Annotated in this window: 15 protein-coding genes; 14 read left to right on the top strand and 1 reads right to left on the bottom strand. The window is 43.2% G+C overall.

Annotated elements, in window-relative coordinates; translation table 11 throughout:
- The first annotated feature begins 28 nt into the window (after positions 1-28).
- The 7 genes from asnB to BLR42_RS06715 all read left to right on the top strand — a co-directional run bounded on the left by asnB (position 29) and on the right by BLR42_RS06715 (position 15,997).
- The gene (asnB, locus tag BLR42_RS06745) at positions 29-1,612 is read left to right on the top strand and encodes an asparagine synthase B (RefSeq protein WP_091867711.1); all 1,584 of its coding nucleotides are present in this window, start codon (positions 29-31) and stop codon (positions 1,610-1,612) included.
- A 19-nt stretch (positions 1,613-1,631) separates the two neighbouring features.
- The gene (locus tag BLR42_RS06740; RefSeq protein ID WP_091867709.1) at positions 1,632-3,740 is read left to right on the top strand and encodes a glutamine synthetase III family protein; all 2,109 of its coding nucleotides are present in this window, start codon (positions 1,632-1,634) and stop codon (positions 3,738-3,740) included.
- Between the two features lie 217 nt (positions 3,741-3,957).
- Entirely contained in the window at positions 3,958-8,505 is a 4,548-nt protein-coding gene (gltB, locus tag BLR42_RS06735; RefSeq protein WP_091867706.1) for a glutamate synthase large subunit, read from the top strand.
- Between the two features lies 1 nt (position 8,506).
- The gene (locus tag BLR42_RS06730) at positions 8,507-9,994 is read left to right on the top strand and encodes a glutamate synthase subunit beta (RefSeq protein ID WP_091867704.1); all 1,488 of its coding nucleotides are present in this window, start codon (positions 8,507-8,509) and stop codon (positions 9,992-9,994) included.
- Positions 9,995-10,015: 21 nt separating this feature from the next.
- Positions 10,016-11,092 carry a tyrosine-type recombinase/integrase gene (locus BLR42_RS06725; protein ID WP_022761443.1) on the top strand — a complete coding sequence of 359 codons (1,077 nt, stop codon included), beginning with the start codon at positions 10,016-10,018 and terminating at the stop codon, positions 11,090-11,092.
- A gap of 134 nt (positions 11,093-11,226) precedes the next feature.
- A complete protein-coding gene (locus tag BLR42_RS06720) occupies positions 11,227-13,761 on the top strand; it encodes a transglutaminase domain-containing protein (protein ID WP_091867702.1) in 2,535 nt (844 codons plus the stop codon).
- A gap of 124 nt (positions 13,762-13,885) precedes the next feature.
- Entirely contained in the window at positions 13,886-15,997 is a 2,112-nt protein-coding gene (locus BLR42_RS06715) for a fibronectin type III domain-containing protein (RefSeq protein WP_091867699.1), read from the top strand.
- A 25-nt stretch (positions 15,998-16,022) separates the two neighbouring features.
- Here BLR42_RS06715 and BLR42_RS06710 read toward each other — a convergent pair whose 3' ends face one another.
- On the bottom strand, positions 16,023-16,418 hold the full coding sequence (locus tag BLR42_RS06710; protein WP_091867696.1) for an RrF2 family transcriptional regulator: 396 nt from the start codon (positions 16,416-16,418) through the stop codon (positions 16,023-16,025).
- 250 nt (positions 16,419-16,668) lie between these two features.
- On the opposite strand from BLR42_RS06710, the gene BLR42_RS06705 reads away from it, so the two are divergent.
- From BLR42_RS06705 to BLR42_RS06675, 7 genes are all read left to right on the top strand, one after another.
- The gene (locus BLR42_RS06705) at positions 16,669-17,952 is read left to right on the top strand and encodes an O-acetylhomoserine aminocarboxypropyltransferase/cysteine synthase family protein (protein ID WP_091867694.1); all 1,284 of its coding nucleotides are present in this window, start codon (positions 16,669-16,671) and stop codon (positions 17,950-17,952) included.
- A 73-nt stretch (positions 17,953-18,025) separates the two neighbouring features.
- Positions 18,026-18,937: a transporter substrate-binding domain-containing protein gene (locus BLR42_RS06700; RefSeq protein ID WP_091867692.1), complete on the top strand. Its 912-nt coding sequence runs from the start codon at positions 18,026-18,028 to the stop codon at positions 18,935-18,937.
- Between the two features lies 1 nt (position 18,938).
- On the top strand, positions 18,939-19,598 hold the full coding sequence (locus BLR42_RS06695; RefSeq protein ID WP_091867689.1) for an amino acid ABC transporter permease: 660 nt from the start codon (positions 18,939-18,941) through the stop codon (positions 19,596-19,598).
- Positions 19,579-20,253, top strand: a complete 675-nt coding sequence (locus BLR42_RS06690) for an amino acid ABC transporter permease (RefSeq protein WP_091867687.1) — start codon at positions 19,579-19,581, stop codon at positions 20,251-20,253. Before BLR42_RS06695 ends, BLR42_RS06690 begins: the two co-directional genes overlap by 20 nt.
- Position 20,254: 1 nt before the next feature.
- Positions 20,255-20,998, top strand: coding sequence for an amino acid ABC transporter ATP-binding protein (locus BLR42_RS06685; protein WP_091867685.1), 744 nt, complete (start codon positions 20,255-20,257; stop codon positions 20,996-20,998).
- 62 nt (positions 20,999-21,060) lie between these two features.
- Entirely contained in the window at positions 21,061-22,065 is a 1,005-nt protein-coding gene (locus tag BLR42_RS06680; RefSeq protein WP_091867683.1) for an asparaginase, read from the top strand.
- A gap of 32 nt (positions 22,066-22,097) precedes the next feature.
- Positions 22,098-22,454 carry a CotH kinase family protein gene (locus BLR42_RS06675; protein WP_091867680.1) on the top strand — a complete coding sequence of 119 codons (357 nt, stop codon included), beginning with the start codon at positions 22,098-22,100 and terminating at the stop codon, positions 22,452-22,454.
- Positions 22,455-22,544: the final 90 nt, after the last annotated feature.

Raw genomic sequence — 22,544 nt, 5'->3', positions numbered from 1 at the left:
ATATATGTAACCAGGAGGAACAACAGATATGTGCGCAATACTCACATATACAAGGGAAGAAATCAGTAAGGATTTCTTTGAGGAAATGCTGCAAAGGACAGCATCCAGAGGGCCTGACAAATTCAGGACACTAAAGGTAAAGGGCGGATGGCTCGGGTTTAATCGCCTGGCGATCATGGGACTGAATTGCAAAGGAATGCAGCCCTTTGAACTGAACGGAAATGCTGTTATTTGCAACGGAGAGCTTTACGGATTCAAAGCCCTTAAGTCATATCTGAAATCAATGGGTTATACCTTTCAGAGTGACAGCGATTGTGAGATCATTCTTCCGCTTTATGAGAAGCTTGGAACCAAAATGTTTTCACTTCTCGACGCAGAGTTTGCGATGGTCATCTACGATGATGAAAAGAGAAAGTTTATCGCAGCGAGGGATCCGATAGGAATCAGACCTCTTTACTACGGATATGATGAGGATGGGTACATACTGTTTGCCTCTGAACCTAAGAACCTCACAGGTGTTTGTAAAAAAATATCACCTTTCCCGCCCGGACATTATTACGAGGACGGCAAGTTCATTTCTTACAGAGACATGACCGAGGTTAAGGAAATTAGAACCGACAACCTAGAGACAATTACTAAAAACATTCATGACAAGCTTTTAAATGGAATAAAGAAGAGACTGGATGCAGACGCTCCTGTTGGATTCCTTCTTTCAGGAGGTCTGGATTCATCTCTGGTTTGCGGAGTGGCCGCAAGTCTTCAGGACAAACCGATAGAGACCTTTGCAATCGGAATGGATATAGATGCTATAGACCTTAAGTATGCAAGAGAGGTTGCAGATTACATCCACAGCAATCACCACGAAGTGATTATCAGTAAACAGGATGTTCTGGATGCACTCGAGCCTGTTGTAAAGGCTCTTGGAACCTACGACATAACAACAATCAGAGCATCAATAGGAATGTATCTTCTTTGCAAATGGATCCATGAAAACACCGATATTAAGGTTGTTCTGACCGGAGAAATTTCGGATGAACTTTTTGGATATAAGTACACAGACTTTGCACCAAGTGCCGAAGCCTTCCAGGAGGAAGCGAAAAAGAGAATACGCGAACTTCATATGTACGATGTACTTCGAGCTGACAGATGCATAAGTGTTAACTCACTGGAAGCAAGAGTTCCTTTCGGAGATCTGGACTTCGTGGATTATGTAATGAGCATTGATCCCGAGAAGAAACTCAATACTTACGGAATGGGTAAGTACTTATTAAGGAAAGCCTTTGAGCCTGACAAGTTTATTCCTCATTCAATCCTCATGAGAGAGAAAGCTGCATTCTCAGATGCGGTCGGACATTCACTTCGAGATGACCTCATGGAATATGCAGAAGCTCATTATACGGATGAGGAATTTGAAGAGAAGAGAAAGAAATACACACATGCAACACCTTTCACTAAGGAATCTCTTCTTTACAGAGAATTATTTGAAAAATACTATCCGAGCCAGTCGGATATGGTTATAGATTTCTGGATGCCCAACAAGAGCTGGAAGGGATGTGACGTAAACGACCCGTCAGCCCGTGTGTTATCAAACTATGGAGCATCAGGAAAGTAAATAAAAGGAGGAAACGGTAATGATAGAAGCAAGTAAACTTACAGAAGAATTTGGATGTCTTGTTTTTAACGATAAGATCATGAGGGAACGTCTTCCCAAAGACATTTACAAGGCAGTACATAAGACAATAGAGATGGGTTCTCATCTCGAACTTGATGTTGCTAATACAGTAGCAGCTGTCATGAAGGAGTGGGCTATTGAGAACGGTGCAACACATTTCACACATTGGTTTCAGCCTATGACAGGCCTTACAGCCGAAAAGCATGACAGCTTTATTTCACCCACCGATAATGGCGGAGTTCTCATGGAGTTTTCAGGAAAAGAACTCGTAAAGGGTGAACCTGATGCATCAAGTTTTCCTTCAGGTGGTCTTCGTGCAACCTTTGAAGCACGTGGCTATACAGCATGGGATCCTTCATCTCCCGCCTTCATAAAAGATGGTTCTCTTTACATTCCGACAGCATTCTGCTCTTACGGCGGAGAAGCTCTTGACAAGAAGACACCCCTTCTTAGGTCAATGGAAGCTCTGTCCAAGGAAGCTGTTAAACTGCTCCACCTCCTGGGGTATGAGGATGTAAAGCGCGTAAACACCACAATCGGCTCTGAGCAGGAGTACTTCTTAATTGATAAAGACTTCTACAAAAAGAGAAAGGACCTTCTTTTCACCGGCCGTACACTGATCGGTGCACCGGCAACAAAAGGTCAGGAGATGGAGGATCACTACTTTGGAGTTATCAAGCCCAAGGTATCCGCATACATGCATGACCTTGATGAAGAGCTTTGGAAGCTTGGTATTCCCGCAAAGACAAAGCACAACGAGGTAGCTCCTTCTCAGCATGAGATGGCTCCCGTATTTGAGACAGCTAACATTGCTGTTGATCACAACCAGCTTACAATGGAGGTTATGAAAAAAGTTGCCGATAAGCACAACTATGCATGCCTCTTACATGAGAAGCCCTTTGAAGGAATCAATGGTTCAGGTAAGCACAACAACTGGTCAGTTTGCACTGACACCGGAATGAACCTTCTTGATCCCGGAAAGAATCCCGGAGAGAACATTCCTTTCCTTCTGTTCCTGATGGCTGTTATTTCAGCTGTTGATGAATATGCACCGATCCTTCGACTTTCCGTTGCATCTGCAGGAAACGACCACAGACTTGGCGGCAACGAGGCACCTCCGGCAATTATCTCAATTTTCGTAGGTGATGAGCTTGCACAGGTTCTCAGTGCAGTTGAAGAAGGAAAAGCATATGAGAGCCAGGGTAAGGTTCAGATGGCAATGGGAGCAAAGGTTCTTCCTCATTTCACAAAGGATAACACAGACAGAAACAGAACCTCACCTTTCGCATTCACAGGAAACAAGTTTGAGTTCCGTATGCCCGGTTCCTCAGTTTCAGTAGCAAATGCTAACATCGTTCTTAACACAGCAGTTGCTGAAGAAGTAGCTAAGCTCTATGAGAAGCTTTCAGCTTACAGCGGAGACGAACTTAAGGAGAAGATAAGAGAAGTCCTTAAGGAAACACTTGCAGCTCACAAGAGAATTCTCTTTAACGGAAACGGCTACACAGACGAGTGGGTTAAGGAAGCAGCAAAGAGAGGTCTTGCAAACCTTAAGTCACTTCCCGATGCAATGCCTTACTGGATCAGTGATGAGTCAGTTGAACTTTTCACAAAGCACGGCATCTTCACTAAGGAAGAGATTTATTCAAGATATGACATCCTCCTTGAGAACTACTCAAAGTCAGTTCACATCGAAGCACTTACAATGCAGGAGATGGTAAGAAAGGATCTGACAGAAGGTATTGTTTCTTATCAGAAGGATCTCGGAAAAGAAATCGCTCAGAAGAAGAGCCTTCTCGGAGACGGAAGCGCAGTTCTTGAGACAGGAGTCCTCAAGACAATCGATGAGGCATCCACAGGAATGTGCAAGGCACTTGCAACACTTGAGGCTGATACAAAGAAGGCTGAAGAGAAGGAAGATCTTCTTGAGCAGGCAGCTTACTATCAGCAGACAATTCTTTCAGATATGGATGAACTTCGTAAGTATGCTGATGAAGCTGAAGCCCTTATCCCTGATAAGTATCTTAGCTACCCGACTTACGGACAGATGCTTTTCTCACTTAGATAAAAAGTACTAACTTAACAAGGCTCCTTGAATAAACTTTATTCTTGTGAGCCTTGTAATAAAAAACTACTTGAAAATGCTATTAGATTTTTATCAATAACCTAGTGGTGAGTGTATAGCATATATGAATTTTAATCGATGATGCGTAAGCAACAAGATTAAAATTCATATATGCTATGCGCGCGCCACGGACTATTAACAAAAAATGGTAGGAAGAGAAATGGACAATTGGATGAATGAGCGTGATGCCTGCGGTATCGGCGCGGTTATAAATATAGACGGTAAGGCCGACAATAAAGTTCTCGACGATGCGCTGAGTATTGTTGAGAAACTTGAGCATAGAGCCGGAAAAGATGCCACAGGAAAGGTCGGCGACGGTGTTGGTATTCTGGTTCAGATTTCACACAAATTCTTTGGTAAACAGGCGCAAAAACTCGGAATAACACTGAAGGATGCCGGAGACTACGGGATCGGAATGTTTTTCTTTCCCCAGGATTCAATGAAAAGAATGTTCGCAAAGCGAATGCTCGAAGTAATTGCTGAGAAGGAAAATCTCAAGGTTCTCGGATGGAGAGATGTGGAAATTCACCCTGAGATACTCGGTGAAGTTGCAAGAAACTGCATGCCTTATATCTGCCAGTGCTTCATAGAAAGACCCGATGATGCGGAGAGAGGAATTGAATTCGACAGAAGACTCTATCAGCTTAGAAGAGAGTATGAGAAATCCTCCGAGGACACCTACATCTGCTCATTTTCATCAAGGACAATAGTTTATAAGGGCATGTTCCTTGTGGGACAGCTCCGCAATTTCTATGAGGATCTTTTATCACCTGATTATCATACGGCAGTTGCCCTTGTGCACAGCCGCTTTTCAACAAATACGACTCCTTCCTGGCAGAGAGCGCATCCGTACAGAATGATCGCACACAACGGTGAGATCAATACTATCCGCGGCAACAGCGACAGAATGCTTGCCCGTGAAGAGACCATGCATTCAGATGTTTTCGGAGATGACCTCGGAAAAGTTTATCCTGTAATAGCTTCTTCAGGTTCGGATTCAGCCATGCTTGATAACACACTTGAGTTCTTATATATGAACGGCATGGATCTTCCGCTTGCAATGATGCTTACTATTCCTGAGCCCTGGAAGCACAATGATTTCATGGAACAGGACAGAAAGGATTTCTATCATTACTATGCGACAATGATGGAGCCCTGGGACGGACCTGCGGCTGTCCTTTTCACAGACGGAGAGGTATTTGGCGCAACTCTTGACAGAAACGGACTCAGACCTTCCAGATATTATGTCACCAAGGACGGCAGACTTATACTGGCTTCCGAGGTTGGTGTTCTTGACATACCCGAAGAAAAAATCCTGAAGAAATCACGTCTTTCTCCGGGACACATGCTTCTTGTTGATACAAAGCAGGGACGAATCATTTCAGATGAAGAATGCAAGCAGAAGTATTCGACCGCAAAGCCTTACGGTGAGTGGCTCGACAGACATCTTCTGCATTTAAATAAATTGACGATTCCCAATAAGAAGATTCCGAGAAGCACGCAGGAGATGCGTGATAAGCTCTACAAAGTATTCGGATATTCCTATGAGGATGTAAAGAGCCAGATCATGCCTATGGCTACAAACGGAATTGAGCCCACTGTTTCCATGGGTACAGATATTCCGCTTGCTATGCTTTCACAGCATCATCAGCCCCTGTTCTGCTACTTTAAGCAGCTTTTTGCACAGGTTACAAACCCTCCGATCGATTCACTTCGTGAGAAGGTAGTAACGGATACAACTGTGTACATCGGATCAGACGGTAATCTTCTTGAGGAAAAGAGCGACAACTGCCGCGTACTCGAGGTTAACAACCCGATTCTCACAGGTGTTGATCTTATGAAAATCGAAGCTCTTGATCAGCCCGGTTTCCATGTAAGAAAGATTTCACTTCTTTATTATAAGAACACTCCGGTGGAAAGAGCACTTGAGCAGCTCTGTATCTCAGTTGACAGAGCAGTTGCGGACGGCATCAACATCATAATCCTTTCTGACAGAGGTGTCGATGAAAACCACATGCCTATCCCTTCACTTCTTGCAGTGTCTGCAGTTGAGCAGCATCTCGTAAGAACAAAGAGACGTACGGCAGTATCACTTATCTTAGAGAGCGGCGAGCCCAGAGACGTTCACCAGATAGCTACGCTTCTTGGTTTTGGTGCAAGAGCTATTAATCCTTATCTTGCGCAGGAATGTATTGCAGAGCTTATTGATATAGGAATTCTCGATAAGGATTATCACACTGCAATCGAAGACTACAACAAGGCACTCCTTGGCGGCGTTGTAAAGATTGCTGCGAAGATGGGTATTTCTACACTTCAGTCCTATCAGTCAGCTAAGATATTTGAAGCAATCGGACTTTCAAGTGAGTTTGTAGATAAGTACTTTACAGGAACAGTCAGCCGCGTCGGTGGTATCGGAATCAAGGAGATTGGAGAGGACGTTGAGCTTCGTCACAACAAAGCCTTCGATCCGCTTGGACTTTCAACCGATACAACACTTGACTCTATTGGCTTCCACACTCTCAGAAGTGGAGAGGACAAGGAAGATCATATGTATAGTCCGAAGACTATCGTTACTCTCCAGAGAGCAGTAAGAGAAGGTGATTACGACAGATTCAAGGAATACACCAAGATGGTCGACGATGAAAACAGACCACATACATTAAGAGCACTTCTATCCTTTGTCCCCACCGGTAAACCGGTTCCGCTTGATGAGGTTGAGAGCGAGGAAGAAATCGTAAAGCGCTTCCAGACAGGAGCGATGTCCTACGGTTCACTTTCCAAGGAAGCTCATGAGACCCTCGCAATTGCCATGAACAGACTTGGCGGAAAGTCCAATACCGGTGAAGGCGGTGAGGATGTTGCCAGATTCGGAACAGAGAGAAACAGTGCTGTTAAACAGGTTGCTTCAGGTCGTTTCGGTGTAAGCAGCAGATATCTTCAGAGTGCCAAGGAAATTCAGATAAAGATGGCGCAGGGAGCAAAGCCCGGTGAAGGCGGACATCTTCCGGGTAAAAAGGTATATCCCTGGGTTGCTTCAACAAGATTCTCAACTCCGGGTGTTGCGCTGATATCACCTCCGCCGCACCATGATATTTATTCCATCGAGGATCTTGCACAGCTTATCTATGACCTGAAAAATGCAAATGACAAGGCAAGGATTTCAGTAAAGCTTGTATCAGAGGCAGGCGTCGGAACTATCGCATCAGGTGTTGCAAAGGCCGGCGCACAGGTAATCCTGGTATCAGGTTATGACGGAGGAACAGGTGCTGCTCCTTCTTCATCAGTACACCATGCAGGTCTTCCCTGGGAGCTTGGTGTAAGCGAAGCTCATCAGTCACTTTTGGATAACGGCCTTAGAAGCAGAGTAGTTCTTGAGACAGACGGAAAGCTTATGACAGGAAGAGACGTTGCCATAGCTGCACTTCTTGGAGCAGAGGAATTCGGTTTTGCAACTGCTCCCCTTGTATGTATGGGCTGTATGATGATGAGAGTCTGCAACAAGGATACATGTCCTGTAGGAATTGCTACTCAGAACGAGGAACTCAGAAAGAGATTTAAGGGTAAGCCCGAGCATGTAATGAACTTCATGCTTTTTGTTGCAAGACAGCTTCGTAAGATCATGAGCGAGCTTGGCTTTAAAAACCTTGAGGATATGATAGGAAGAACCGACTGCCTTAAGATGAGAAGTGTGCCGAAGGCTAGATGCAAGGATGCTGCAGATCTTAAGAGAATTTTGGATGCTTCCTATGTCGGAAGAGACAAAAATCATTTTGAACCTGCTGATATATATGACTTCGGACTTGAGAAAACTCTTGATTCCAAAGTGCTTATTCCGGAATACGAAAAAGGAAAAGCAGCTCTTAAAAAGAATCTGCAGAGTGCTCAGACCGACAGTGACAAGAAGAGTAAAAATGCAGAGCTTAACATCAAGGTGGATATTTCTAGTACCGACAGAAGTTTTGGAACACTCCTTGGAAGCAGAGTTACTGCAGACTTTAATAACACCCTTCCGGATGATTCCATCAAGGTGGAAGCACACGGCGGCGGCGGACAGTCCTTTGGAGCATTCCTTCCAAACGGTGTCACTCTGAAACTTTACGGTGATGCCAATGATGGTTTCGGGAAGGGGCTTTCCGGAGGAAAGGTAATTGTAAGACCTTCTGAGAAAGCAACCTACAAAGCACATGAAAACATTATCATCGGTAATGTTGCTTTATACGGAGCTACTGCAGGAAAAGCTTATGTATGCGGAGTTGCCGGAGAGAGATTCTGTGTCAGAAATTCCGGTGCCATAGCAGTTTCCGAGGGCTGTGGTGATCACGGTCTTGAGTACATGACAGGCGGAAGAGCAGTTATTCTCGGAATGACAGGTAAAAACTTCGCAGCCGGTATGAGCGGCGGAATCGCTTATGTACTTGATAAGGAACACACATTATACCTTCGAATGAATAAGGATATGTCTTCACTTTACGAAGTAACTGAAAAGTACGACATCGCAGAACTTCACTCAATCCTTGAGGATTATGTAAAGGAGACCGGTTCGGAGTACGGACGTGAGATTCTTGATGATTTCGATGACTACATCGCAGATTTCAAGAAGATTGTTCCGAATGATTATCAGAAGATGCTTACTGCAATCGGTAAGTACGAGGAGCAGGGCATCGATCACGAGCATGCAGTGCTGGAAGCTTTTAAGGAGTTGACCTAAGATGGGAAAAGATACAGGATTTCTTGAATATAACAGAACAAATAACAGGGACGTTCCGCCCGAGGAAAGAATAAAGAATTTTGAGGAGTTTCACACTCCTCTCGATTCTGAAAAAAGAAGACAGCAGGCTGCAAGATGCATGAACTGCGGAGTTCCGTTTTGCCAGTCAGCAATGAACTTAAGCGGCATGGTAGTGGGCTGTCCTCTGAACAATCTCATTCCGGAGTGGAACGATGAAGTATATAAAGCTCATGATGAGCATGCATTTGCAAGACTTCATAAGACCAGCAATTTTCCGGAATTCACGGGCCGTGTATGTCCCGCACTTTGTGAAAAAGCCTGCATGTGCGGACAAAACGGCGATGCTGTAACGGTTCATGACAATGAGTTGTTCCTGGTTGAGACAGCTTATGCTAAGGGTTACATCAAACCGTTTATTCCGAGCATAAGAAGCGGTAAAAAAGTTGCAGTAATCGGAAGCGGTCCCTCCGGATTGGCCGTAGCAGATGAGCTTAATCACAGAGGACACAAGGTTGAAGTCTTCGAGAGAGAGGATGAGATCGGCGGACTTTTGATGTACGGTATTCCCAACATGAAGCTTGATAAGAGCGTAATTAAGCGAAGAAGAAAGCTTATGGAAAAAGAGGGAGTCGTGTTCCACACAGGGACTGATGTAGGAAAAGATGTTAAATCCGCTGAGCTTCTTCCGGGATTTGACGCAGTTGTTTTTTGCTGCGGTGCCAAAAAGGCAAGACCCCTTGCGGTAGCTGATCCCGAGAAGGTAAAAGGCGTTTATAATGCAGTTGATTTCCTTACATCAACAACCAAAGCGCTTGTAAAAGGTGGCGGCAAGACAGTTGCTTCACTTCAGGCACAGGGCGGATATATCGATGCAAAGGATAAAAATGTAGTTATTGTAGGAGGCGGAGATACAGGTAATGACTGTATTGGTACAGTTATAAGACACGGCGCAAAGAGCGTTACAGCTCTTGAGATGATGCCAAAGCCGCCGGTTGAACGAGCTGCTAATAATCCCTGGCCGGAGTGGCCAAAGACCTTGAAGACCGATTACGGTCACGAGGAAGCTATCCATGTTTTCGGAAGCGATCCGAGAGTCTTTGAGACAACGGTGAAGGGAATAACAACAGATAAAAAGGGTAACTTAAAGCAGATCGAAACGGTTAAGGTTACCTTTAAGGACGGCAAGCTCACCGAGGTTCCCGGTTCGGAAAAAACCTTGAAATGTGATATACTTTTAATAGCCGCAGGCTTCATAGGCTGTGAAGATTATACCGCTGACGAGTTTTCACTTAAGCGCAGCCAGAGAGGCACAGTATTAACTGCTGAGGACGGCTATCACATTCAGGGAACAAAGCTTTTTGCTGCAGGGGATATGCACAGAGGACAGTCTCTTGTTGTATGGGCTATCGCAGAAGGAAGAGCCTGTGCCAAGGAAGTTGACGAGTACCTGATGGGATATACGAATTAAAATCTTGTTGGGGAAGTTGTCATGGGCGAGAATTCAGCATATTACAATGAGTTACAGAGTAGACGCAGGGATAACATCAACAGTGTCAAAGCGCTGCTGCCGCAGTATGCGCATGGATTTGTTGATGAATGTCTTTTGAAATATCAGATAAATACTGCGTACAGCTATGCCCATGACATCTACTTTTTCTTCGGATACATAAAGGAGAACAATCCTCTATGCAGGAATCTGGAGATAAAGGATATCCCTCTTATGGTGCTTGAACATATGAAGGCACCGGATATCAATGAATTCCAGACCTATGTTGCGCAGGGACATAAGGTCACAAAGTCAGGCATCAAGCAGGCGAGGGAGAGAGCCATTGCGAGAAAGATGGCCTCGGTAAGGAATTTCTTCAAGTACCTCATTAAGTTTGATTATCTGGAGAATGATCCTACTCTCAAAGCAGTGACAAGGTCCAGGGAAAAGCAAAGAAGATCAATCAACCGTCTTGACAGCGACCAGGTAAAGATGCTGATGGACACGGTTACCAATGTGAAGTCAGGTTCGCATCATTCACAGGTTATGAGCGAGCTTACGTCGAAAAGAGATCTTGCGATAATTACACTTTTGCTCAATACCGGAATTCGTGTATCGGAGTGCGCGGGACTTGATCTCAAGGATGTCGATTTCAAAACCAATACGATCAAGATTGTGAGAAAGGGCGGCTTCGAGGACGAGCTCTACATCAGTGAGATAGTTCGTAACACTCTTCGCGACTATATAAATAACGAGAGAGAATCTCTGATGGCTGAGGATGAGGAAGAGGAAGCTCTTTTCATATCGCTTAAGCACAACAGGCTATCAGTCAGAAGTATTCAGCACATGGTAGGTAAGTACGGACAGAATACCGGACTTGAGAAGAAACTTACACCGCATAAACTAAGGCGTACTTACGGAACCGCGTTATACAATAAGACCAGTGACATCTACATGGTTGCCGATGTTTTGGGGCATAAGGATGTCAACACCACGGTAAAGCATTACGCAGCAGTGGAAGAAGAGCACAAGAGACGCGCTGCCGGAATTGATATTTACGATATGAATGATGATGAATAATTATTAGGGTTGTCACATATGTGGCAGCCCGTTTTTTTGGCACAATTGCTTAATGAAGTATTTTAAAAAATTGTGCAACATTTTTTAATGCTGAACTGTATAATAGGTAAAGTCGATTTTATTTAGGAGGGACTATGAAAAAACAAGCATTATCGGTTTTATCGATTTTACTGGGCATATGTCTGGTAACCGGATGTGGGGGATCAAGTGGGATTAATGAATTAACAAAAAAAGTCGGGGGATTTAAATCTTCTGAGAGTACTATCGGAGAGTCCGACATACTACCTACCGATGATCAGAACGGTGACAAGGATGTGTCTTCAAATGATGATCAGAAAGGCACCCTGGACGTACTTTCAAACAATAAAAAGAGCGGTACCATAGACGTACTTTCTAACATCAAAAATAAGTATGCATCTGCTACGGTAGACAGCGCACATGAATTCGGCGAGCCTATGTATAATCTTCCCAAAGATTATGTATTTGAGTTTGACTGTAATGAAGAAGCAATGAAGTGGGATTATAACATGGCTTTCAGTGTATATACAACACTTGATTTCGAAAATCCTGACAAGTATACCCACGACTGCAGCGTATGCTCACTTGAAAACGGTAAAATATTAGTAGAACCGTCTGTTGTAGATAATTTCTATGACATACCCGAGAGCACTATTACCGCAGAAACAGATACTTTTGCTGCATGGGAAACAGAGTGTGATGGTACATGGGGAAGCCTTAATAAGCTGTATTTAGTACAGAAATACGATCTTCAAACAGGTGAAGAACTTGCTAAACCTATTATCACACCCTTTAGTATCCAACATGATATTGAATCAACAACGGTAAAGCAAAAAATAGATGACAATAACAATTATTATCTTGAATGGACTCCTGTAAGAGGAGCTTCCTCATATCTGGTTTTTAAGCTGACTGATTTAGGCTATTATCTGGTTTATAAGACAACAGATACAAAAGCGTCTGCAGATAGTTTTTGGGGACAGCTTGATTCCGATAGGTGGAGTGAGTTAGTAAATAAGGATTTAGAAGAAAGTGGTTATGATACTACCACTTCTGAAAAGCTTTACATGAATAGTGATCTGCATGATGACAAGCACTGCAAGTTTGCTGTAGTAGCCGTAAGAGATGGAAAGACATCAGGTATCAGTAATATAGTTGATTCTGATGAACTCGCTGATTTATTACCATATACGAAAGAAGGAAATCTTGAGGTTACAATAAGGCAGGTAAGCGATCTGCCGGTTTACACTAATGTGACAACAGTAAACGATAAGACTATGCAGATGATTATCGACTATCATGGATGTGTTTGCAAACATGGGGACGATGATTCAACAACATATTATCTGTTTCCTAAGATTTATCATACGGATTTATCTCCGTTTTTGATTACTGTACATGGTATGCCCTATGGTGAATTTACAAAATATGCGCAGCAGGTAGCTGACAGACAGGATAAAATTACTGCTACAATGCCTACAGGCAGAGTAGAGACAAATGTAGATGTTTCTAACGTTCCGACCATAGAAGACCCGGAGGTATCAGAAAATCCGGAGACATCAGTAGAACCTGCAATACCCGAAGAGCCTAACACCCAGGAAGAACCTGGTTCAGCTAATGAACTGATGACAGAAGTGGCAGACATGGTTAACACCAATTTGACATTATTGCAGGAGCAGAGCGGTGTTTCTCTGGATGATGTTATATTTGCTGAGTCACCCCTCGAAGAATGGATGGCGTACTGCCTGATGGCCAGAAGTGAATATATTCCGGTTCCTTACAGCGAGTTCCCCGAAGGAGCAGATGTAGAAGGCACAACTAACAAACTGTTATCTATGTACAGACAGAATCCTACTAGCGGTGTAATCAATGGTATTAAGTATTCATATGATTATGAGACATATATTGTAGAGTATGTTGACGATACAAATGACAGACTGGGCAAGTCGGTAGAGGAGATGAAAAAGGCTAAGGAAGTAGCTGACTGCGTATCAGCAGGCTTATCAAGTGATTATGATAAGGTAGTTGCGTTGAACGATTATTTCTGTTCTAATGCATCTTATGATGAGAGCTCTATGTCTACTGAAGTGGATATGAATTCACTCACACAATCATTTATTGATGCTCATACACCTTATGGTATTTTGTGCAATAACTACGGTGTATGTGAAAGCTATTCTGAAGCTATGGCTCTTGCAGGAAGACTTGCCGGTCTTGACGTAATTATTGAAACCGGAGATCTGTACGGTGCCGGCGGACATGAGTGGAACAGAGTAAATATTGATGGAAACTGGTGTATTCTTGATATAACCAACAATGATAACGAGATGGTACCTAACGGTCTTTGCAACATAACGGACAGTATGGCAACTCAGCTCCTGATATCAGATAAAACATCGTATTTGTTCGATGCTTCAGCTAATACTGATTCTTATGAATACTATCACATGAACGGTGAGTATGTTGAATCTACTACCGACCTTGCAGATAAGCTTAGAGAGCAGTTAGACAGTGATGGTGTTGCGCATGTTCGCTGCAGCGAAAACATGACGCAGGATGATGTTACTGCAGTAGCTCAGCAGCTGTATAGTGAGGGCTATGACATCTCTGAAGGATATTTCGTATACAATATAGCTATACTTTCAAAGTAAAACACTTTTGTAGAGTTTGGAAAGTGAAGTAAAATAAAAAGTCGTCCTTTCAAAAATGAAGGGATGACTTTTTTTGTAATTACTGTATAATTCTATTTTTGTGGGGGACTATATAATTGGAGGAGTGACTTACTATAAGGTTGATACCAATCAGTTCTCAAAGAGCCAGGTGGATTTTTACCGGGATATGCTTACTTCGCGCAGAGATGGATGGCTTCCCAGTCCCAAACAGAAATGGACCAAGATTGCCGGGGCGATATTAAGGCAGAAGAATGGTCACAAGGACGGGGACCGCAATCCGTTTGTTGATGCTATAGCTTATATGGGTGGAGATGGTTATATTTTGACAGATGAACCGAACATTCACAATGACCGTTGTATAGAGATTCCTTTCAAGGAGGCAGGATCGCTTCAACAAATGGAGAAGGATCTGCTTAGCTGTCTGAACTATTCAGAATCTGTCATTGGTCTATGCGGCTTGTTCAAGGATAGTGAAAGCTTAAACAGCGGTCCGGTATTTTACCGAGGAGGTATGGGATGGGAAGCTGATGGTAAAGCGTATTTTGTTGTTGCGGTTCTTTTCAGCGACTTCAAGGTGACGCCTATCCTTCCGGATGCTGACCCTGCCAAGGGTAATTTTGTTGAGACTACGGTTAGTGATGTAACAAGTGAAGGTGGGGAATTAAACTCACAGCTGATAAACAGAGCGGCAGACAGGACTCTTGATGCCTCACAGACAATAGGCAAAGACTCAGTTGTAACTATAAGGACCGAGGTGACAGGAAGCAAGGAGTATTCGATTAGTGAAACTTTAACTGTAGGCGCTGAATATGGATTTACAGGTGCGTTTAAGGGATCCGTAGAAGTGAGTGTCGGCGCCTCTCAGGTTTTCCATAAATCATTGACTGAAGGTCAAGATACTTCAAAAACCTTTCACACTGACAATACAATTTCTGCCGGGCTTCCGCCATTTACAGGTGGAATGCTTAAGCAGGTTTATGGAACCCAGCAGGTGGAGACGACATATAACTGCCCGGTTGCTCTTACTTACAGGGTACGAGTACTTCAGTACCGTGCCGGGTATAAGAAAAATGGGCAGAATTTATTGGATGCGCAGTCATATGTGAGGGCGGATTTTGGCAAGGATAATGGCGATGCGCGAAAAGACCTTTACAACCGGGCTGTTATAAATAAAAATAACAATGTTGACCCGGATGGAATCCATTGGAATAATATGCCTGAAACGATCCTTAGCATGAATAATTTATATGAAGAAACAGCGACGGAGGTTCCTATGGCCTCAACGCCGGCTACCTTCATCGCGACGCTTAAGACTACAAGCGGTGAGCTTAAGGGCATAGCTCCACTTTATCCGCTTAAATATGTGCGGCTGGAGAATAAGGCACTTAATGAACTGGAAATGAAAACCGGTGATACCTACAGGGTTGATCTGATCGAGCTTGAAGGGCTTGCAGAGAATGAACAACGGTTGAAGGGACCTTACTACGGCTTTGATAAATCATTTGGTAAGTGGATACTTACAGATAAAAACCATAAAGAGTTGACCGATGAATCTGTGGCAACCCTTACAAAGAACGATAGAACCGGAGCGGTAACCTTAAAGGCAGTTTCCGATGGGACAGTTTATCTTGAATATCTCATAGATGAGCACAGATACAGTACATATACAAACGGGAGCCTGTATACAACAAACAAAAACTTGAAGGAATTCCCGTCAATTGAAGTAAAGATTACAAGTCCTCCTGTAGCAGCCGAAAAGGATGCCGACCAAAATGAAGCTGGCAATAATGGTCAGGAACAGAGCGCAAGTACACCTGATCAGAATCAGCAGAATACGACCTCTCCGGCAGTAGACCAGGTACAGAGTGAAAATACAACACCACCGGTAGTATTGGAAAAAACAGACAACGTTGATAAAAAGCTGAAAAAGACATCCCTTTCAAAGCTGAAAGCCGGAAAGAAATCCATCACGATTACCTGGAAAAAGAACGATGAAAAAGGCATAAAAGGCTACGAAATCCAGTACAGTACAAATAAGAAATTTAATGAGGATTCCAAGAAAGTAACTATCAATAAAATCAAGACTACTTCGAAGACAATCAAGAAGCTTGAGCCTAAGAAAACATACTATGTAAGAATCCGATCATTTAAGAAGTCCGGCGGTGAAAAGATATACTCAAAATGGAGTAAAGCAAAGAGCATTAAGGTTAAATAAATAGCCAAAAAAACTAAGCGGCCTGTCATAGCAGGTCGCTTAGCTTTTTTTCATAAAAGAAATTCTTTTCCATCTTATAAAAGTCAGACCACATGGAAAGGGTTTTACACTTTTCTTTTCTGGGGCATTCCTCGGCATTGTCCTCTAAACAGACAACAGGAGAGAAGGTTCCCTCCATAAGTTCAATGATTTCTCCTATAGAATAATCATCTGGTTCTCTTAGTAGTTTATATCCGCCGTGCTTTCCACTGGCGCCTTTAATGAGACCACCCTTTACCATTTCCTTGGCAATTATCTCAAGATACTTCTTGGAAATATCCTGTCTCTCGGCTATGTCTTTAAGAGGGATATAATCTGAACTGTTCTGCTGTGCCAGATCTATCATGACTCTAAGAGCATAGCGGCCTTTAGTTGAAAACATAAATCTCCTCCTTTTAGCATATTTACGATTCCAAAACTTTATTCACATATAAAGTAGAATATAACAGCTTCATGGTTTTGTGGATTAAGGTCTGCTTATAGCAGGTGAAAACAAAACCTTATCGTAAAACATATTGACACAGTAGGTAAATAGATTGTATCATCAATTTCAACAAAAGCAAACAAAAAAGCCAAAAAACAAAAAGGCAAGCAAACCAAAATAAAAAAGGAAGATCAGGAGGAGAAACGGTATGAGCAATTACAGATTTGAAACACTTCAGTTACATGTAGGTCAGGAGCAGCCGGATCCGGCAACAGATTCAAGAGCGGTTCCGATTTATCAGACCACATCTTATGTATTCAGAAATTCACAGCACGCAGCTGACAGATTCGGTCTTGCCGATGCAGGTAATATCTACGGAAGACTCACAAATTCAACCCAGGATGTTTTCGAAAAGAGAATAGCAGCACTTGAAGGCGGAAGCGCAGCACTTGCAGTTGCATCCGGTGCAGCAGCTATCACATATACTATCGAAGCACTTGCAGCAAACGGCGGACACATCGTCGCACAGAAGACCATCTACGGCGGAAGCTACAATCTTCTGGCACACACACTTCCTCAGTATGGCATAACAACTACATTTGTAGATGCCCATAACCTTGAAGAGGTTGAGGGAGCAATCAAGGAAAACACAAGAGCAATCTATCTCGAGACTCTTGGAAATCCCAACAGTGATATCCCGGACATCGATGCAATCGCAGAAATCGCTCATAAGCACGGACTTCCGCTGGTAATCGACAACACCTTCGGAACACCTTATCTCATCAGACCCATCGAGCACGGCGCTGACATCGTTGTTCATTCAGCAACAAAGTTCATCGGCGGACACGGAACAACACTTGGTGGAATCATCGTTGAGTCAGGAAAATTTGATTGGAAGAAGAGCGGCAACTATCCTCAGATCGCAGCTCCCAACCCCAGCTACCATGGTGTATCCTTCTATGACGCTGTAGGACCTGCTGCATTTGTTACTTATATAAGAGCAATCCTTCTTAGAGATACAGGAGCAACAATTTCACCCTTCAATGCATTCCTTCTTCTTCAGGGAACTGAGACACTTTCCCTTCGTCTTGACAGACATGCAGAGAATACAAAGAAGGTAGTTGAATTCCTTTCAAAGCACCCTCAGGTAGAAAAGGTTAATCATCCTTCACTTGCAGATCACCCGGATCATGCTCTCTATGAGAAGTACTTCCCGAATGGCGGAGCTTCAATCTTCACATTTGAGATCAAGGGCGGAAAAGAGGCTGCATGGAAATTTATCGATAACCTTGAAATCTTTTCACTTCTTGCAAACGTTGCAGATGTAAAGAGCCTTGTTATTCATCCTGCTACAACAACTCACTCACAGCTTAATGATGATGAGCTTGCAGATCAGGGAATCACACAGAGCACCATCAGACTTTCAATCGGTACTGAGCACATTGATGATATTATCGCGGACCTTGAGAAGGGCTTTGCCGCAGCAAAATAAGTCTTCCCCCTCCGGGGGAAGGTGGCGCGAAGCGCCGGATGAGGGTAAAAACATAAAAAGGAGAATAATTATTATGAAAAAGAACTATCTGACAAAAATCGGAACACTACTTACAGCCACTGCACTTTTTGGAGCCACTCTTGCAGGCTGCGGCTCAGCTAAAACAGAAACTGCAGACCTGAATTCCACAGCAGCAAATATTGAAGAAGGAGATGCTGCCGAGACAGACACGGTTTACAGAACCCTTGATGAGATCAAGGAGAGCGGAACAATCAACATCGGTGTATTTTCAGATAAGAGTCCTTTCGGATATGTTGATGAAAACGGAGAGTATGCAGGATACGATGTTTATTTTGCAGAGAAGATCGGTGAGGACCTCGGCGTAAAAATCAATTATGTTTCAACGGAAGCTGCAAACAGAATTGAGTATCTTCAGACAGGTAAGGTTGATATCATCCTTGCTAACTTCACTGTAACTGAGGAGCGAGCACAGGAGGTTGACTTTGCACTTCCTTATATGAATGTTGCTCTTGGTGTTGTATCACCTTCAGACAGCGTTGTTGAGAGCCTTGATGCGGTAGGTGCTGATGACCAGATCATTGTAATTTCAGGTACAACAGCTGAGACCTATCTTGAGAAGAACTATCCTGACATTAAGCTTCAGAAGTATGATGCATACGCAGAGGCTAAGACAGCCTTTGAAAACGGCAACGGTGTTGCTTGGGCTAACGATAACACAGAGGTCATTGCATTTTCTCTTGAGAACGAGGGCTACACTGTAGGCATTCCTTCACTTGGTGATGCAGATACAATTGCACCTGCTGTAACAAAGGGTAATGATACACTTCTTACATGGCTCAACGAGGAAATCGAGACCATAGGAGAGGACAACTTCTTCCATAAGGATTATGAGGAAACACTTCTTGATACTTATGGTGCAGATTATGAAAACACTCTTGTAGTAGAGGGTGGTAAGGTTCAGTAATATGGATTTGAATGTGCTTAAATCATATATACCTCTATATAACGAAGCACTTCTCCTGACTGTTAAAATAGGTTTGCTTGGCATCCTGACAGCCTTTGTAATAGGGCTGTCGGGAGCAGCCGCAATCTATTTCAGGATTCCCGTCATAAGGAAAATTTTATCAATCTACATAGAACTATTCAGAAACACTCCGCTACTGGTTCAGCTTTTCTTTATCTATTTTGCACTTCCGAAGCTGGGAATCAGGATATCAGCGGAGCTTTGTGGCGTTATGGGACTTGGACTTATTGGCGGGGCTTACATGATAGAGACGATGCGAAGCGGTCTTGAGTCTATAGCAAAGGTTCAGAGTGAGAGTGCGCTTTCTCTCGGTATGACAGAGGGGCAGGTTTTCATGAACATAATTCTTCCTCAGGCTTTTTCGGTCAGCATGCCCGGAATAATGGCAAATGTGATTTTCCTCCTGAAGGAGACATCAGTTTTTTCGACCATAAGCCTTATGGATTTAATGTTCACTGCAAAGGATCTGATAGGAATGTATGCAAAGACAATTGAATGTCTGTTTTTACTTGTTATCTATTATCTGGTGATGCTGCTTCCCGTATCAATCCTTGGATCAATCATAGAGAGGAGAGTGCGCTATGCAGAGTTTGGGGATTGATGTGCTTTTTAAAGGCACCAATATGATTAGGCTCTTAAAAGGACTCTGGGTATCGGTAGAGATAAGCCTGATATCGGTTGCGATAAGTATTGTACTCGGCCTTATCGCAGGTGTGCTTATGACCTCTAAGAGCAAATTGATACGTTTTATTTTCAGGGTATATCTTGAGATAGTCAGAATAATGCCGCAGATGGTTTTGCTGTTCATTGTATATTTTGGAACTACCAGAGTGTTTGGAATGAATATCTCCGCAGAGCTTTCAGCCATAATAGTTTTTGTATTCTGGGGAACCGCGGAGATGGGAGATCTGGTAAGAGGATCCATTCAAAGTATCCCGAAAATCCAATATGATTCCGCGTATGCTTTGGGAATGGATAAATTCAAGGTGCATTTTCTGATTATATTTCCGCAGACTATTAGAAGGCTTCTGCCACTTTCAATAAATCTGGTTACGAGAATGGTTAAGACAACATCCCTCGTAATGATGATTGGAATTGTTGAAGTGTTAAAGGTTGCCCAACAGATTATTGAGGCAAACAGAAAAGCATCGCCGAATGCAGCATTCGGAGTGTTTGCGGTTGTATTCTTCTTATATTTTATTGTCTGCTGGCCAATAAGCAGATTAGCGGTAAAACTTGAGAAAAGGTGGGCGTAAGATGAGCGAGCTCGTTAAAGTAAAAAATTTACATAAGGAATTCGGAGGAAACGTAGTCCTAAAGGATATCAATCTTTCCGTAAAAAAAGGAGAGGTTGTGGTTATAATAGGACCCTCCGGCTGTGGGAAAAGCACTTTTCTTCGCTGCCTTAACGGACTTGAAGAAATTCAGGGAGGAGTCGTAACGGTTGACGGACTTCCTGTTGAGCCGGGTAAAAAAGACATAGTAAATATCAGACAGAAGATAGGTATGGTGTTCCAGTCCTACGATCTTTTTCCGCACAAGACAGTACTTGAAAATGCAATTCTTGCACCAATTAAGGTACAGAAGAGAATTAAAGATGATGTGATAAGAGAAGCACTTGAACTTCTTGATAAGGTTGGGCTTGCAGATAAAAAGGATTATTATCCGAGGCAGCTCTCCGGCGGACAAAAGCAGAGAGTTGCAATTGTGAGAGCGCTCCTTATGCATCCGGATGTTCTGCTGTTCGATGAGGTAACAGCAGCTCTTGATCCCGAGATGGTTCATGAAGTATTGCAGACCATGCTTGATCTTGCAAAATCAGGTTCTACCATGATAATCGTCACCCATGAGATGGCCTTTGCCAAAGCGGTGGCTGATAGAATTGTTTTCTTTGACCGGGGTGAAATTGTAGAAGAGACAAAAGATGTGAAGCAGTTCTTTGAGGAACCGGAGACAGAGAGGGCAAGAAAATTCTTAAAGACATTTAAATATGAGGAATGATATTATGGAAAGAGACTGGCATATGTCTCCATGAATTTTTATTCAAAGTAGAGGTGATCTGAGTGAGCAGAAAAATACTTATAATCAACACAGGCGGAACGCTTTCGGCGGTGATGAAAGGTAATGGTCTCATTCCGGGACTGTCCATTTATGATATGCAAAAAGAACTCCGTATGGTGTCCGGAGACACGGATATCGAGATAGAGGATTTCTGTTCACTGGACAGCGCCAATATTTTTCCTGAGGACTGGGGACTGCTCGCAGAGAGAATAAGTGAGTGCAGAAATCAGTATGGCGGGATAGTGGTTATACATGGTACCGATACGCTGGCTTATACATCATCTATGCTTTCGTTTATGCTTAGAAATATCGGAATCCCGGTTGTGATAACCGGCTCACAGTTATCCATTACAAATCCTGTTGCGGATGCAATGGAGAACTGCAGATGCGCCATACATATGGCGGCAAGTCAGATACCGGGAGTGTTTGTTGCTTTTAATCGTAAGGTCATGCTCGGTTGCAGGGCGTCCAAGGTGCGCTCACTTAGCTTTGATGCCTTTGAGAGTATTAACTATCCGAATATTGCGACTATCAGTTCCCTGGGTATGAAAATTGATACGACAGCCGTTCCTGAAAGGACAGGGATTTTCAAGCTCGCAAACTCTTATTCTGACAAAGTCTGTATGATAAAAATGTTCCCGGGGATACATACCGAATTTGTTGAAGCGGTAGCGGATCAGGGCTATAAAGGCCTTTACATAGAGGCATACGGAATCGGTGGTATGCCGTTTTTAAAGCATGATTTTATCGGAACTCTTGATAAAATCATAAGAGGTGGAATGACTGTCGTTGTGGGGACACAGTGCAGATATGAAGGGACTAAGATGGATGTTTATGAAACCGGCAAGAGAGCCCTGGGAATAGGAGCCCTTGAGGCATGTGACATGACCGGTGAAGCAGCACTTACAAAGCTCATGTGGATACTTGGAATGACAGACGACCTGTCAGAGATACGGGACTATTATTCAATAAATGTAGCAGGAGAGATAACGGGGCTGTCGCTTTAGATGATTAATCATCTGAGCGAAGCCCCTTTTTCATGCCCATAATTAGGAATTTTCTAGATGAGATAATCAGCTATTTTGTGGCTCATAACTTTGTTCTGAATTACGACAGTTATACCGGAACCATGCTTCACAATTATTACCTGTATGAGAACGATGGTGGGCTTTCTATGTTGCCATGGGATTACAACCTCTCATTTGGTGCTTTTTCTGGAGGCGGCAAAGAAGGTGAAACAGATGCCACTTCTCTTATAAACACAGGAATTGATTCACCTCTTTCCGGCACTGCTGAAGATGCCAGACCAATGTGGAGCTGGATTGTTTCTAACGAAGAGTACCCGGAAAAATATCATGAGGCTTCAGCTCGATGGAAAATTGTCCACTATAACTGATGAACAGGATGCTGAAAGCCAGGTGGACGCATCATCCATCAGTATAAAAGCAATGGGTGAACAGAATCAGGACAATAAAAGAGATTAAAG

This window comes from Butyrivibrio sp. INlla16, assembly GCF_900104155.1.
In the GTDB taxonomy this organism is placed as follows: Bacteria; Bacillota; Clostridia; order Lachnospirales; family Lachnospiraceae; genus Butyrivibrio.
The sequence above is the reverse complement of the archived record's forward strand: the minus strand, read 5'-3'. Positions and strand labels throughout refer to the sequence as shown.